Below are 13,503 nucleotides of genomic sequence, written 5' to 3' on the forward strand. Positions count from 1 at the left end.
TGGTCCGGCTCGTTTCGACGAGCGAGGGAGCCCCCGATGAGCACCGCATCCAGTTCGGGATTCGATGCCGACGCACTGCGCCGCGGAATCGAAAGCCGTGATGCCGCAACACTGCTGACGCTCTACAGCGACGATGCCGAGATCCGCATGGTCGACCACCGCGACCAACCGAGTCACCCCCGGGTGATGCACGGTCGCTCGGCGATCAGCGCGATGTTCGACGATGTGTGTTCCAGGGAGATGACCCACTCCCTCGACAGCGTCTTGATCGACGGCGACCACATCGCCTTCGTGGAATCGTGCCGATATCCGGACGGCACGCGCGTCCTCGCCCACTCGATGGCGAACCTGCGCGACGGTCGCATAGTCGACCAGACGTCGATCCAGGCGTGGGACGAGGAGTAGTCAGCGGAAATCGGCGACGTGGTCGGCTGCCCATCGGCGATAGTCGCGGGCCGGTGACCCGGTGACGTCGTGCACGGTGGAGGTCACCGAGCCCGGTGTGCCGACGAGTCCGGCGAGTCCGTTCAGCACCACGCGCGCGATGTCGGGCGGGAGCCAACCCATGTGCGCCACTGCGTCTTCGGGGCTGATCTCCTCCCAGACCAACGTGCGGCCGAGTGCGGCGCCGATCGCTTCGACCTGGTCGATTCGGCTCAGCGCGGCCGGGCCGGTCAGGTGGTACTTCGCCCCGGCGTGGCCGTCGGTGGTCAGTGCGCGCACGGCGACCGCGGCGATATCCGCCTCGTGCAGCAGGGGCATCGTGGCGGCGCCGTACGCGCCGCGCACGACGTCGCCCGCGCGAATCTGAGGTGCCCATTCGACAGTGTTGGTAGCGAAACCACCGGGCCGCAGGAAGGTCCATTCCAGTGACGACTCGGTGATCGGCTGCTCGATGAGGGCGTGTGCACGGCCGATCGGGTGGTCCTGCTCATCCAGTTCGTCGCGGACCGAGGCGGAGGAGAGCAGGACGATGCGGCGCGCGTGTGCGGCGATGCGGGCAACGACCCGCTCCGCGATCTCCGCCGACAACATCGGCCAGGTCAGGTAGACCGCGTCGATGCCGTCAAGGGCACTGTCCAAGGTCTCCGGGACTGTCAGGTCGCCCTGCACCACCTCGATACCCGAAGGCAGCGACGCCGCGCGCGGGTCGCGCGCCGATGCCCGCACCCGCGTTCCGCCCGCGGCGAGCTGCGCCGCCACCTGACCGCCGACATGACCGGTCGCCCCGATCACCAGAACCCTGCTGATATCCACCATGGGCCAACCGTAGGAAGGGGACTTTCCATTGGAAAGGGCATACCGATAGGTAAGCTCATGGCATGGCAGTAGGAGTCCCGGACAGCGACCGGCCCACACTCGGTCAACGTGACGTATTCGACAAAGAGTGTCCGGCCCACGCCATCCTCGGCAAAGTCACCAGCCGCTGGGGCGTCCTGATCCTGGCCGCGCTACTCGACGGCTCGATGCGCTACCACGTCCTGCGTGACCGAATCGGCAGCATCAGCGAGAAGATGCTGTCGCAGAACCTGCGCACCTTCACCGACTACGGCCTGGTCGAGCGCACCGTCGAACCCACTGTGCCCCCACAGGTTTCCTACGCCCTGACCCCGATCGGCCACGAGGCAGCCGAAAAGCTCCACGGACTGCTGGAATGGGTGAGCACCCGAGCCGAGGAAATCGAAACCTTCCGAACGGGTGGACCCGTGCCAGGACCGAAGCTCCTCGACCGATCCTGACCTGCGGGCCTTTGGCGGAGACGGAGGGATTTGAACCCCCGATGGTGTTACCCATGCTCGCTTTCAAGGCGAGTGCATTCGGCCGCTCTGCCACGTCTCCCTGGGAAGGATGGTAGCCGACCTGATCCGGCCTTCCGCAAGTCTGGGCGGACCTGGGCCGGGTTGTCTCGCGCCGGCGAGAACTGTCGGCGACATCGGCGCGGGGTTCTGGCTAGCGGCGGGGCGTGGGGAGAGGATTGGTGTCATGTACGCGATTGAGCTGAACGGGTTCGGTGGGCCGGAGGTCATGGAGTGGACCGTGACGATCGATCCGGAGCCGGGGCCCGGTGAAGTGTTGGTGGAAGTTGTTGCGGCGGGAGTCAATCGGGCCGATGTGATGCAGCGGAAGGGGTTCTATCCGCCGCCCGCGGATGCGAGTTCGATCCTCGGGTTGGAGTGTTCGGGGACGATCGCGCGGTTGGGGGCGGGGGTGACGGACTGGCAGGTCGGGGATCGGGTGTGCGCGTTGCTCGCCGGGGGTGGGTACGCCCAGTTCGTGGCGGTGCCCGCGACGCAGCTGTTGCCGATTCCGGAGGGGATGGACGCTGTCGCGGCCGCGGGGTTGCCGGAGGTGGCGGCGACCGTGTGGTCGAACCTGGTGATGACGGCGGGGCTGCGATCGGGGCAGCTGGTGTTGATCCACGGCGGCGGTGGCGGGATCGGGACGCACGCGATCCAGGTGGCGCGCGGGCTCGGAGCGCGGGTCGCGGTGACGGCCGGCTCGGACGCGAAGCTGACCAAGTGTGCCGAGCTGGGGGCGGAGATCTTGATCAACTACCGGACCGGCGACTTCGTCGCAACGGTCGCGGATCAGGGCGGGGCCGACGTGATTCTCGACAACATGGGTGCGAAGTACCTGGAACGAAACGTGGAGGCGCTCGCACCCTATGGGCAGCTGGTGGTGATCGGGATGCAAGGGGGCGTCAGCGGAACGCTGAATATCGCCGCACTGCTGCGTAAGTGGGGCACCGTGGCGGCAACCAACGTGCGCGGCCGTCCGCGATCGGGGCCGGGGAGCAAGGCCGAGATCATCGCGGCGGTCCGCGCACAACTGTGGCCGCAGGTGGCCGCAGGCGAGATCGTGCCGGTGATCTCCACCGAGCTGCCGATCACCGAAGCCGCCCGCGCGCACGAACTGCTCGACGACTCGCAGACCTTCGGCAAGGTGATCCTGCGGGTTCGCGACTAACGCACGCTATTCGAGGGCGCTGAGGGCACGGCCGAGCTGGTCGATCTCGTAGCGGGTCGTATAGGGCGCGAGCCCGATCGTCACCGCACCGCCCTCATCGTTCACACCCAGCGCGTCGAGTAGTCGGCTGCCGCCGTGCACACCGCTGACCGTCCCGATCCTGGCATCGGCCAGCTTGGCCGCCACCTTCTCCGCCTGCATCCCGGCCATCGTGAAACTGACCGTCGGGATGCGGGTGGAGGCCCGGCCGATCACGGTGAGGTTGTCGACCTTCTCCAGCACCTGCATGAGGTGATCGAAGAGCTGGTCGTGATAGTCCTGCAGCGAGGTGATCGACATCTCGAGGCGTTCGCGGCGGGTGCCGGAGGCGCGCTCGTCGAGCCCGGCGAGGAAGTCGATCGACTCGGTGAGCCCGGCCAGCAGCGCGTACTGATGCCCGCCCACTTCGAGGCGTTCAGCACCCTTGGCATAGGGGTTGAGCGACATCGAGGGGATGCGATCGAGGAACGCCGGGTCGCGGAAAACCAGTGCGCCCACCTGCGGTCCGCCCCACGACGGCGCGCTCAGCGCGACGACGTCGGCATTGAGTTCGTCGATGTCGATCAGCGCGTACGGCGCCGCGCCGAACGCGTCGGCCACCAGCAGTCCGCCCACGTCGTGGACCCGATCGGCGGCCACCCGGACACCGGGCGCCGACCCGACGATCGGCGACGCGGCGGTGAGCGCCACCAAGCGCGCGGTCGGCCCGATCAGCTCCTCGAACTGCCACGACGGCATCTCGCAGGTCTCGATCTCCACCTCGGCCCAGCGCACGTGCGCGCCGTAGCGGTTGGCGATGCGCAGCCACGGGGCGACGTTGGCCTCGTCGTCCAAACGGGAGAGCACGATGCCGGTACCGAGACCGAGGCGTGAGCTCAGCGATTCGGCCAGCCAGGCCAGCAGAACCGCACGATCGGGACCGAGGACGACGCCGGCCGGATCTCCACCGACCAGATCGGCGACAGCTTCCCGTGCGGCGTCGAGGATCGCGCCGCTGCGCGATGCCGCACCGTGGCGGCCGATGTGGGAAAACGAAGAGGTGCGGAAACCCGTTGAGACGGCACGAGATACCGAATCGGGAACCAGCATCCCCGCCTGCGGGTCCAGATGGATCCAGCCGTCGCCCAGGGACGGTATCAGGCCCCGAACCCTCGCGACGTCATAAGTCATGGTGGCCACTTTAAGGGCAGGGGGCCTCCCGGGGTAACCGCGTGGGGGTTTTAGCGCGAACCCGGCGCACACGCAATGATGGGGATATGACGCACTCGGAGGATGTCCCCGAATCCATCGTCGTGATCGGTCCCGACGGCCGTCCACTGACCGTGCCCGCCGACGCCGACAACGCGTCCGCGTTCACCGCTCAGGTCGTGCCGGACGACGAGAAGGCCGCGAGCGAGTCGGCGGAGTCGCTGACGGACATGGTCGAGCAGCCCGCCAAGGTGATGCGCATCGGCACGATGATCAAGCAGCTCCTCGAGGAGGTTCGCGCCGCACCGCTGGACGACGCCAGCCGCTCGCGCCTCAAGGAGATCCACAAGTCCTCGGTGCGTGAGCTCGAACAGGGCCTCGCCCCGGAACTGCGCGAGGAACTCGAACGCCTCACCCTCCCGTTCACCGACGACTCAGTGCCCTCGGACGCGGAACTACGCATCGCTCAGGCTCAGCTCGTCGGCTGGCTGGAGGGCCTGTTCCACGGCATCCAGACCGCGCTGTTCGCCCAGCAGATGGCCGCCCGCGCTCAGCTGGAGCAGATGCGCCAGGGTGCGCTTCCGCCCGGAATGCACGCGGCGGACGCCAAGGCAGGCGGCCATGTGGGCGGCGGCCAGTACCTGTGAACCCCCCGAGTCTCTTGTTCGCGGCCCGCCTCGATCTGGACTGAGTGGCGGGTGCGACGAAGGAGTACCCGGAGGGAGGCGAGATCGAGGCCCCTCGGGGCCGCGACACCCGGCGCCAGCCGGAAAACAACACTGTAAGGTCGGGGACCGTGCCCGCCGCTGCCGCCCGTCCTGAATCGGTCTCCGATGAGGGTGACGTGCGTACCGAAGAGAGCCCCGTGCATTCTGACGACATTCCCGCCGACGCGGCGCTAGCCGAAGTCGCCGCTGCCGAGCACACCACCGATGCGCCGCTGCTGGTGAAGACGCCGATGGTGTCGGATTCGCAGACCTTCGGGCGTGCTTTCAAGGACATGCGCGACGGACTACACCAGCGCGAGCTGTGGTTGTCGCTGGGCTGGCAGGACATCAAGCAGCGCTACCGCCGGTCGGTGCTCGGTCCGTTCTGGATCACCATCGCGACCGGTTTGCAGGCGCTGGCGATGGGTCTGCTGTATTCGACGCTGCTGGACCAGCCGATCAGTGAGTACCTGCCGTATGTGACCGTCGGCCTGATCGTGTGGAACGTCATCAGTGCCTCGATTCTCGAGGGCTCCGATGTGTTCATCGCCAACGAGGGACTGATCAAACAGTTGCCCTCGGCGCTGAGTGTGCACGTGTATCGCCTGGTCTGGCGGCAGTTCCTGTTCTTCATCCACAATGCGGCGATCTACGCGCTGCTGGTGGTGGCGTTCTCGATCTGGCGTGATCTGGATCTGTCGTTCCTGCTGGTGTTCCCCGCGATCCTGCTGCTGTTCCTCAACGCGATGTGGGTGACGATCGTCTTCGGCATCTTCTCCACCCGCTACCGCGACATCGCCCCGATCCTGGGCTCGATGACGCTGATGCTGTTCGTGCTGACGCCGGTGATGTGGTCGACGAAAGCGCTGGAGAACTCGGTCGGCGGGGCGGGCGATCGCGCCAAGCTCCTCGAGATCATCCCCACCTATCACTACCTGGAGATCGTGCGCGCTCCCCTGCTCGGTGAGCCGTCGCAGTGGCATCACTGGGCGATCGTCGGTGCGATCACCGTCGTCGGCTGGGCTGTCGCGATCCTGGCGCTCAAGCAGTACCGTGCCCGCGTCCCGTACTGGGTTTAGGAGCAGTTCTCGATGAGCCGTGTGAGTATCGAAACCCATGAGGCGTGGGTCGAGTTCCCCATCTTCGACGCCAAGTCGCGGTCGCTGAAGAAGGCGTTCCTCGGCAAGGCGGGCGGCGCGATCGGGCGCAACAGCTCCGACGTGGTGGTGGTCGAGGCGCTGCGCGACATCAACCTCTCGCTCAAAGAAGGCGACCGGGTGGGCCTGGTCGGCCACAACGGCGCGGGCAAGTCGACGCTGCTGCGCCTGCTGTCGGGCATCTACGAACCCTCGCGCGGCAGTGCGCGCATCCGTGGCCGGGTGGCGCCGGTGTTCGACCTCGGGGTCGGCATGGACCCGGAGATCTCCGGCTACGAGAACATCATCATCCGCGGTCTGTTCCTCGGGCAGACGCGCAAGCAGATGATGGCCAAGATCGACGAGATCGCCGACTTCACCGAGCTCGGTGAGTACCTGTCGATGCCGCTGCGCACCTACTCCACCGGTATGCGGGTGCGGCTGGCGATGGGTGTGGTCACCTCGATCGACCCCGAGATCCTGCTGCTCGACGAGGGCATCGGCGCGGTCGACGCGGAGTTCATGAAGAAGGCCCGCACGCGGCTGCAGTCGCTGGTCGCGCGGTCGGGCATCCTGGTGTTCGCCAGCCACTCCAACGAATTCCTCGCACAGCTCTGCGATACCGCGATGTGGATCGACCACGGTCAGATCCGCGAACAGGGCGGGATCGAGGACGTTGTGCGAGCGTATGAAGGGCCCGAGGCGGGTAATCACGTGGCACAGGTGTTGCGTGATCTGGAAACCGAGGGCGCACTCGGCGCGGCGGGCGAGAAGAAGCTGGAGCAGAATCAGGTATGAGCGGTCAACGTGACGAGGCTGCCCCGGCTGCCGTGCCGGGTGGGTTCAGCATGACCGACCGTCTCGAGGCGACGCCGGCACCCGTCGAGCCTGCCGCCGTGCTGCCCGACGACGCGCTGCCCGCGGTGGTGCTGCCCGACGACGCGGAACTGCCCCCCGGTGCCGAACCCGCCGACATCACGACCGAGACCGGCCCGACCGCGCGGATCATCGCGGTGGTCGTCACGCACAAGCGTCGCGAACTGCTCGCCGAGTCGTTGAAAGTGCTCGCCTCGCAGACGCGTCCGGTGGACCATCTGATCGTTGTCGACAACGCCAACGAGGACGCGGTGGCCGAGCTGGTCGCGCAGCAGCCGATCGAGGCGACCTACCTGGGTTCACGCCACAACCTCGGCGGCGCGGGCGGTTTCGCGCTCGGCATGCTGCACGCGCTCACCCAGGGTGCGGATTGGGTGTGGCTGGCCGATGACGACGGCCGCCCCGACGGGCCCGAAGTACTCGCGACACTGATCGATTGCGCGCGCAGGCACAACCTGGTCGAGGTGTCGCCGGTGGTCTGCGATATCGACGAGCCGGACCGGCTCGCGTTCCCGCTGCGCCGTGGCGTGGTGTGGCGGCGGCTGCGTTCGGAGCTCGGCGACGAGGACTTCCTGCCCGGCATCGCGTCGCTGTTCAACGGCGCGCTGATCTCGGCGAAGGCCGTCGACCTGATCGGCGTGCCCGACCTGCGGCTGTTCGTGCGTGGCGACGAGGTGGAGGTGCATCGCCGCCTGGTCCGCTCCGGGCTGCCGTTCGGCACCTGCTTGCAGACCGCCTACCTGCATCCCAACGGCGCCGAGGAATTCAAGCCGATCCTGGGCGGGCGAATGCACACCCAGTACCCGGACGATCCGGTGAAGCGCTACTTCACCTACCGCAATCGCGGTTACCTGATGTCGCAGCCCGGTATGCGGAAGCTGTTGCCGCAGGAGTGGATCCGATTCTCCTGGTTCTTCCTGGTGACCCGCCGCGACCCGGCCGGCCTCAAGGAATGGTTCCGGCTGCGGTCGCTGGGCCGCAACGAGCACTTCGGTAAACCCGACTAGCCCCCGAAACTAGGGGGTAGTTCCCTCTGGCAACAATCTGCCGTTCGGTCTTACGATGCGAACCGTGACCTTCGCAAAGAGTTTCGCATCCGCCGCGGCGACCGTGCTCGCCGGCGCCGCGCTCTGTCTCGCCGCCCCCGGCACCGCTCAGGCGGACGACCAGTGCCAGCTCGGCTGGTCCAATGTCGGCCCGCGCTCCTGCGTGATGAACGAAGTCAGGACCGCGCCGGTGGCTACCCTGGGCAACGGCGTCTGCGTCGGCCTCCTGAACGTGGCGGGTACCGCGTTCGACGGACCGCTCAATTCCCCGAGCGTGGCGCCCGGCGCCACCCACAGCATCGCCCTGCGCGTCTCGCAGGGCTTCTCCCCACTCGGTAACTGGGCGCCCACCGTGCTGGCATGCGATGTGAACGTTGTCGTCGACTGGAAGAACCTGGACAGCGGCGCCACCGGCTCGGTGACCCGCTTCATCCCGGCCACCAGCACCAGCACCTACCCGGTCCAGGACGTGATCGCGAACACCGGCCCCGGTCGAGTCCAGGTCACGGTCCGCACCGACAAGCCCAACATCCCCCAGTCGACCGAAGTTTTCGTGCCGTAGCCCCGAACGCCTACCTGCGGGACCGCAGGCGTGCCGTCATCGGGCCGCGCAACAGCGCGAGTTCGCCTCTGTGACGACGGCGCAGGACCGCGCACGGAAAATGAGTTGCCGGGTGTCGGCGTGGTCGGGCACAGTGGTGTTCGAACGTTGGAGAGGAGGTGGATGTCCGTGAGTACACACGTGTGGATTGCCGTGGCCGGGCGGCGCGATTGTGCGCCTGCCCAGGTTGCTCCGGACATCACCTCTACTCGCTGAACCCGTCGTTCGGGTTCGGCACCCGACGAAGGATTCCTTACGATGGTCGACTACGACCTGCTCGTCCCTTACGGCTGGACCGAAGCCGTAGCTTCTGAATATCTGCCGCTGCTCGGCGATCTCGCACCCGCTCGCATCGTGCGGATGGACCGCAGCGAATGCGATGTGGTGACCCCGCACGGCCCGGCGCGAGCCGCCTGCCCGCGCGACATCACCGGACTGTGCACCGGCGACTGGGTCGGACTCGATGCCGAAGGCACTGTGCGGCAACTGCTCCCCCGGCGCTCGGCGATCATGCGATCGTCGGTGTCGGGGCGCTCGGTGGCCCAGGTGCTGGCCACCAATGTGGATACCGTGCTGATCTGCTCTGCCGCCGATGGTGACGTCGACCTGGGGCGGATCGAACGAATGCTCGCCCTCGCGTGGGAGAGCAATGCCCAGCCGGTCGTCGTGCTCACCAAAGCCGATGCGGCGGAATATCTTCCGCTCGACGAGGTGCGTGCGGTGGCGCCCGGCGCGACCGTGGTGGCGGTGAGCGCCGCCGCCGCGGTCGGTCTCGAGGTGCTCACCGCGGTGCTCAACGGCACCGTCGCCCTGATCGGGCCGTCCGGTGCGGGCAAGTCCACCCTCGCCAACGCACTGCTGGGCGCGGATGTGTTCGCCACCAACGCGGTTCGCGCGGTGGACGGCAAAGGCCGCCACACCACGGTGCACCGTGAGCTGCGGCCACTGCCCGGCGGCGGCACGCTCATCGACACCCCCGGCCTGCGCGGCATCGGGCTCTACGACGCCGCGGAAGGCATCGGCAAGACCTTCAGCGACATCGAATCCCTCGCTGCCGATTGCCGTTTCGCCGACTGCGTCCACGAGACCGAACCCGGCTGCGCGGTTCAGGCCGGACTAGCCGATGGCACCATCACCGAACGCAGGCTGACCAGCTATCGCAAACTCGCGAGAGAGAACGACTGGATGGCGGCCCGCACCGACAAACGCCTGGCCGCCGAACGCGAACGAGTCTGGCGCGACATCAGCAAACAGCAGCGGAGGAACTACCGCGAACGCGGCCGCCGCTGAGCCGGAGTAGTTGATCATCAGGCACTCACGCGAACACCGGCCGAGAGCCGAACTGCGTCAGTGCCTGATGATCTCGCTAATCCTGTTCGAAGGTGACGTGTGCGCGATGGGACACGGTGGCCTCGGCCAGATCGATGATGTAGTCGATGGTGCCCGAGTCGGAGCCGAAATGATTGCCGGCGTAGTAGGAGTAATTCACCATGAGCCGGCCGTCGTCCATGGCCACCGCGAGCGCGGGACGGTTCTCCGCTCGTGACCAGCTGTGGTCGATCTCCAGCCCGCCCACCGTGCGCAACTCGCTCCCTGACAGAGCCAGCGTCCAGCGGTTCTCCGGGCCGTGACCGAGATATTCCTTGACATAGATCGTCCGGAATCGCGCGGTGATCACCCGGCCGTCCGGCAGCAGGATGAACGGAACCTCGCCCTCGGCGTACAGGTGGCCGGGTTCGGGATCGTCGTGGAGTTCGGTGTGCCACAGGTCGTCGAGTCGTGGTGCGGGCCAGCCTTTTTCCTCGGCCTCGGCACGCAGCGACGACCAGTGCCCGGCTCGAGCCCGCTCGTAGGCGAAGTCGATGACGTGGGAGCCGATGTAGCGCTCCACGGTCGTGAACACATCCGGGTCGGCCTGGTTCGGCGCGCTCACCGTTACTTCCGCGGCGCTCGCTGCCTCGTGGACGGCGGCGAGCAGGGCCGCGCCGGCACCTGCGCCGCGCGAGGACTCCGTGATCAGGAATTCCGAGATCCGTAGCTCACCCGCCGACCACTTGCTCGGCTGGAACAAGTCGTAAGTCGCGAAACCGATCGGTGTTTCGTCTTCGACGATCAGCAGTGGCGCCGGTCGCCAGGCGGAGTAGTCGTTGTGGGCTAGCCGCCGTGTGCGGCGCATGATGTCGGCCGGACGGTGCACCTCGAAATGCGCGTGCAATTCGGCTTGCAGCCCGGCGGCCGCCTCCGCGTCAGCGGCGGAGGCGGCCCGGACGAAACGCGTCACGGGTCAGCTCGGGTCGATGCCGTACAGCCGCGCCCAGTTCTCCCGGCTCGTGAGTTCCGGTACGGCCCTGCGGTATTCGGCCTGCAACGCCGGGAGTTCCTTACGGAGCTTGCGCAAGGTGCGGTAGGCGCGAATGAGCAGTGCGCGAGCACGAGCCTTGTCCCGGCGACGTACCCGCACGCCGGACTGGGAAGCGTCGGTGACCACCACGTGCTCGAACAGGCCGATGTGCCACCAGTGCGCGTCCTCGCGGGTGACGCCGATCAGACCGGGCTGCGTGCGGCCGGTCCACTGGGTGATGGCGCGCTTGATCAGCACCAGGGTGACGCGGCTCGGTTCGCCGCTGGCCCGGCGAACCGAGATGTCGGCGGAGTTCACCGGCGGGGTGGCCGCGGGGTGCTTGATCGTCTCGGGGTAGTCGTTGCGGGTGCTGCGGGCGGCGGCCAGCGCGTCGATACCGCCGTCGCGCAACGCCTTCGGACCCTTCATGAAGTCCTCGATGCCCTGCAGCGTGGTGTGCACCAGCCCGTACTGCATGCCGACCAGGTGCTCGGCGATGTAGCGGAAGAACTCGCGCGTGATCGCCTTGCCGTCGAGATCGGTGTGCAGGGCGCCGACGATGAGCGAGTTACGGGTGGAGAAGTACCGCGCCCAGTCGTCGTAGTCCTTCCAGTAGAAGTCGGCGTGCCAGACGGCGGCGTTGGGCAGCGTGACGGTGACGAAACCGTGCTCGCGCGCGCGGATGCCGTACTCGACGTCGTCCCACTGGAAGAAGATCGGCACCGGCAGCCCGATCTTCGACACCACCTCGGCCGGGATCAGGCAGGTCCACCAGGCGTTGTAGCCCGCGTCGACCCGGCGCTCCTGGTTCTTCTTGAGCATGGAGGTGTTGCGCAGCGCCTTGGGCACCTTCTGGCCGTGCTTGAGCTCGTGCAGGTGCACCTCCTCCGCGCCGACATTGAGATAGTCGGGGTTGAGCAGGAACAGCATCTGCGCGCCGACCAGGGTCGGTTCGACGGTGAGGTTGGCGAACGCCTGCAGGCGCAGCACGGTCTCGGGCTCGCAGAGGATGTCGTCGTCCATCAGGATGACGTCGGCGTGCTCGTTGGCCGCCGACACCTCGTAGAGGCCACGGGTGAAGCCGCCCGCGCCGCCGAGGTTGGGCTGGCGGATGTAGCGCAGTTTGTCACCGAAATCAGGACGGACCTGCTGGAACAGCGGGCGGTCCTCGACCAGGTCGGTGCCCTGGTCGACGACGTACACCGCGTCGATCGCGGCCAGCACGGTCGCGTCCGAGGCCAGCGCGGCGACGGTGTGCGCGCAGTCCTCGGCCCGGTTGAAGGTGCAGATCGCGATGGCGACCGGGCGCACCTTCTCCGGCGCCTGCGCGGTCCAGGCGAGTTCGGTGATGTCGAGTTCGCCCCCGACGGCGTCGAACTCGAGCCACAACGCGCCGCCGTCGACGTACTGATCCAGCGGTGCCGTCAGCGAGACGACCCCGCTGCTCGTTGCCACCAGCGAGGCGATGATCCGGCGGTGCCCGGCGATATCGGAGGCGACCAGCCGCACATTCGCTTTGTTGCCGACCACCAGATGCGCACCCACCGACACCTCGGTGACGGTGGTCCAGCGCTGCCAGTAGCTGGCGGCGAATCGGCCGAAGTAGGTGTTGGTGTGCGCGGTCGCACCCTTGGGCAGGTGCAGCGAGTGCCGTTCGCGGACGGCGGCACCCCCCTTGACGACGGCGTAGAGGTCGTCGTTCACCCGCGCCGAGGGCCCGGTGAAGATGCCTCGGGCCAGCACCAGCCGCTCGGGCGCTGAGTGTTCACCGCGCAACGATGCGGGCGCGGCCTCGCGCCGATCGTTCGATTCGGTCACGGCTTTGGTAGCCGACTGCTCCATGAAGTCCTCGAAATTCTCGGTATCGACTGCGCCGGCGCAGGCAGTCACGTAAAGAAGGGCGTCGCGGCGGGCGGGGCGAGGATATCAATCACACGCCACCCGCGCGTTGTCAGTGAGGAGTTGCCGCACTCCGCGCGTGTTGCTCATCGCTTGCCGATGAGCCGGTGAAAACGAATTTGCTGTAGGCCCAATAGCGGAATACGACCGCCATCGTCTGCCCGACCACAGTGGCGGAAATGTTGTCCGCCAGCGGTGACGACAGGTCGAGCACATATCGGGAAAAGCCGAGGCAGCCGAGTTGCAGAAGGATCGCTACGACATTGACGATCGCGTACAGAACATATTCCCGAACAGGGCTGCCGGACTTGCGGTGCGAGTAGGTCCACCACTTGTTGCCGAAGTAGGTGACCACCGTCGCCACCACGATCGCGATGATCTTGGCGACCAGCGGCGAGTGATAGAGCACACCTTCGGAGAAGGAGAAACCCCCACCCCAGAACACCAAAAGGTTGTAGGTACCCGCGTCGACCAGAAACCCGATCGCCCCGACAACAAGAAACGCCGCACCCTGCCGCAAACCCGCTATCACCTTCGATACGAGGGGAACAGCAGGCGGTTCAACTGATTGCGACACGCCATGACGGTAGCCAACCAACACCCCGACCCCTAGGGAGGGTCGGCCACGCAGTGGCCGGTTCGCGGCCGGGTCGCCGGTCAGGCGCCGTTGCGTAGGCGACGAAGGAGCAAGCAACGGTGCCTG

At 67.1% G+C, this 13,503-nt stretch carries 14 protein-coding genes and 1 tRNA gene; 9 read left to right on the forward strand and 6 right to left on the reverse strand.

Features of this window, described 5'->3' with window-relative positions:
• The first annotated feature begins 36 nt into the window (after positions 1-36).
• The gene (locus tag ACWGCN_RS30630; RefSeq protein WP_378638491.1) at positions 37-405 is read left to right on the forward strand and encodes a nuclear transport factor 2 family protein; all 369 of its coding nucleotides are present in this window, start codon (positions 37-39) and stop codon (positions 403-405) included.
• On the opposite strand, the gene ACWGCN_RS30635 is transcribed toward ACWGCN_RS30630, so the two are convergent.
• Positions 406-1,260, reverse strand: coding sequence for an NAD(P)H-binding protein (locus ACWGCN_RS30635; RefSeq protein WP_452458837.1), 855 nt, complete (start codon positions 1,258-1,260; stop codon positions 406-408).
• A 62-nt stretch (positions 1,261-1,322) separates the two neighbouring features.
• Here ACWGCN_RS30635 and ACWGCN_RS30640 point away from each other — a divergent pair, with 62 nt between their 5' ends.
• Entirely contained in the window at positions 1,323-1,739 is a 417-nt protein-coding gene (locus ACWGCN_RS30640) for a winged helix-turn-helix transcriptional regulator (RefSeq protein WP_378996810.1), read from the forward strand.
• Positions 1,740-1,751: 12 nt separating this feature from the next.
• On the opposite strand, the gene ACWGCN_RS30645 is transcribed toward ACWGCN_RS30640, so the two are convergent.
• Positions 1,752-1,839: transfer RNA gene (locus tag ACWGCN_RS30645), tRNA-Ser, on the reverse strand.
• A gap of 144 nt (positions 1,840-1,983) precedes the next feature.
• Between ACWGCN_RS30645 and ACWGCN_RS30650 the strand changes: the two genes are divergently transcribed.
• On the forward strand, positions 1,984-2,967 hold the full coding sequence (locus tag ACWGCN_RS30650) for an NAD(P)H-quinone oxidoreductase (RefSeq protein WP_379316834.1): 984 nt from the start codon (positions 1,984-1,986) through the stop codon (positions 2,965-2,967).
• A gap of 6 nt (positions 2,968-2,973) precedes the next feature.
• Here the strand turns inward: ACWGCN_RS30650 and ACWGCN_RS30655 are convergent, their stop codons facing one another.
• Positions 2,974-4,176 carry a cysteine desulfurase-like protein gene (locus ACWGCN_RS30655; protein WP_378660816.1) on the reverse strand — a complete coding sequence of 401 codons (1,203 nt, stop codon included), beginning with the start codon at positions 4,174-4,176 and terminating at the stop codon, positions 2,974-2,976.
• A gap of 86 nt (positions 4,177-4,262) precedes the next feature.
• On the opposite strand from ACWGCN_RS30655, the gene ACWGCN_RS30660 reads away from it, so the two are divergent.
• From ACWGCN_RS30660 to rsgA, 6 genes are all read left to right on the forward strand, one after another.
• A complete protein-coding gene (locus ACWGCN_RS30660; protein WP_328658496.1) occupies positions 4,263-4,841 on the forward strand; it encodes a bacterial proteasome activator family protein in 579 nt (192 codons plus the stop codon).
• 311 nt (positions 4,842-5,152) lie between these two features.
• Positions 5,153-5,980, forward strand: a complete 828-nt coding sequence (wzm, locus tag ACWGCN_RS30665; protein ID WP_379301792.1) for a galactan export ABC transporter permease subunit Wzm/RfbD — start codon at positions 5,153-5,155, stop codon at positions 5,978-5,980.
• 12 nt (positions 5,981-5,992) lie between these two features.
• Positions 5,993-6,835, forward strand: a complete 843-nt coding sequence (wzt, locus tag ACWGCN_RS30670) for a galactan export ABC transporter ATP-binding subunit Wzt/RfbE (protein ID WP_378996804.1) — start codon at positions 5,993-5,995, stop codon at positions 6,833-6,835.
• A complete protein-coding gene (gene glfT1, locus ACWGCN_RS30675) occupies positions 6,832-7,920 on the forward strand; it encodes a galactofuranosyltransferase GlfT1 (protein WP_379221961.1) in 1,089 nt (362 codons plus the stop codon). The genes wzt and glfT1 overlap by 4 nt, the downstream gene beginning before the upstream one ends.
• 64 nt (positions 7,921-7,984) lie before the next feature.
• On the forward strand, positions 7,985-8,521 hold the full coding sequence (locus ACWGCN_RS30680; protein WP_378996799.1) for a hypothetical protein: 537 nt from the start codon (positions 7,985-7,987) through the stop codon (positions 8,519-8,521).
• 297 nt (positions 8,522-8,818) lie between these two features.
• Positions 8,819-9,850: a ribosome small subunit-dependent GTPase A gene (gene rsgA / locus ACWGCN_RS30685; RefSeq protein ID WP_378996797.1), complete on the forward strand. Its 1,032-nt coding sequence runs from the start codon at positions 8,819-8,821 to the stop codon at positions 9,848-9,850.
• A gap of 76 nt (positions 9,851-9,926) precedes the next feature.
• On the opposite strand, the gene ACWGCN_RS30690 is transcribed toward rsgA, so the two are convergent.
• From ACWGCN_RS30690 to ACWGCN_RS30700, 3 genes are all read right to left on the reverse strand, one after another.
• Positions 9,927-10,841: a GNAT family N-acetyltransferase gene (locus ACWGCN_RS30690; RefSeq protein WP_452458836.1), complete on the reverse strand. Its 915-nt coding sequence runs from the start codon at positions 10,839-10,841 to the stop codon at positions 9,927-9,929.
• Between the two features lie 3 nt (positions 10,842-10,844).
• Positions 10,845-12,743 carry a glycosyltransferase gene (locus ACWGCN_RS30695; RefSeq protein WP_452458835.1) on the reverse strand — a complete coding sequence of 633 codons (1,899 nt, stop codon included), beginning with the start codon at positions 12,741-12,743 and terminating at the stop codon, positions 10,845-10,847.
• 109 nt (positions 12,744-12,852) lie between these two features.
• Positions 12,853-13,503, reverse strand: a 651-nt coding sequence (locus ACWGCN_RS30700) for a GtrA family protein (protein ID WP_452529152.1), incomplete at its 5' end; no start/stop codon positions are given.

The organism is Nocardia sp. NPDC055050, from assembly GCF_053608345.1.

Coding starts and splice junctions, on each gene's coding strand:
- ACWGCN_RS30630 (WP_378638491.1), top strand. CDS start 37: ATGAGCACCGCATCCAGTTCGGGATTCGATGCCGACGCACTGCGCCGC.
- ACWGCN_RS30635 (WP_452458837.1), bottom strand. CDS start 1,260: ATGGTGGATATCAGCAGGGTTCTGGTGATCGGGGCGACCGGTCATGTC.
- ACWGCN_RS30640 (WP_378996810.1), top strand. CDS start 1,323: ATGGCAGTAGGAGTCCCGGACAGCGACCGGCCCACACTCGGTCAACGT.
- ACWGCN_RS30650 (WP_379316834.1), top strand. CDS start 1,984: ATGTACGCGATTGAGCTGAACGGGTTCGGTGGGCCGGAGGTCATGGAG.
- ACWGCN_RS30655 (WP_378660816.1), bottom strand. CDS start 4,176: ATGACTTATGACGTCGCGAGGGTTCGGGGCCTGATACCGTCCCTGGGC.
- ACWGCN_RS30660 (WP_328658496.1), top strand. CDS start 4,263: ATGACGCACTCGGAGGATGTCCCCGAATCCATCGTCGTGATCGGTCCC.
- wzm (WP_379301792.1), top strand. CDS start 5,153: ATGGTGTCGGATTCGCAGACCTTCGGGCGTGCTTTCAAGGACATGCGC.
- wzt (WP_378996804.1), top strand. CDS start 5,993: ATGAGCCGTGTGAGTATCGAAACCCATGAGGCGTGGGTCGAGTTCCCC.
- glfT1 (WP_379221961.1), top strand. CDS start 6,832: ATGAGCGGTCAACGTGACGAGGCTGCCCCGGCTGCCGTGCCGGGTGGG.
- rsgA (WP_378996797.1), top strand. CDS start 8,819: ATGGTCGACTACGACCTGCTCGTCCCTTACGGCTGGACCGAAGCCGTA.
- ACWGCN_RS30695 (WP_452458835.1), bottom strand. CDS start 12,743: ATGGAGCAGTCGGCTACCAAAGCCGTGACCGAATCGAACGATCGGCGC.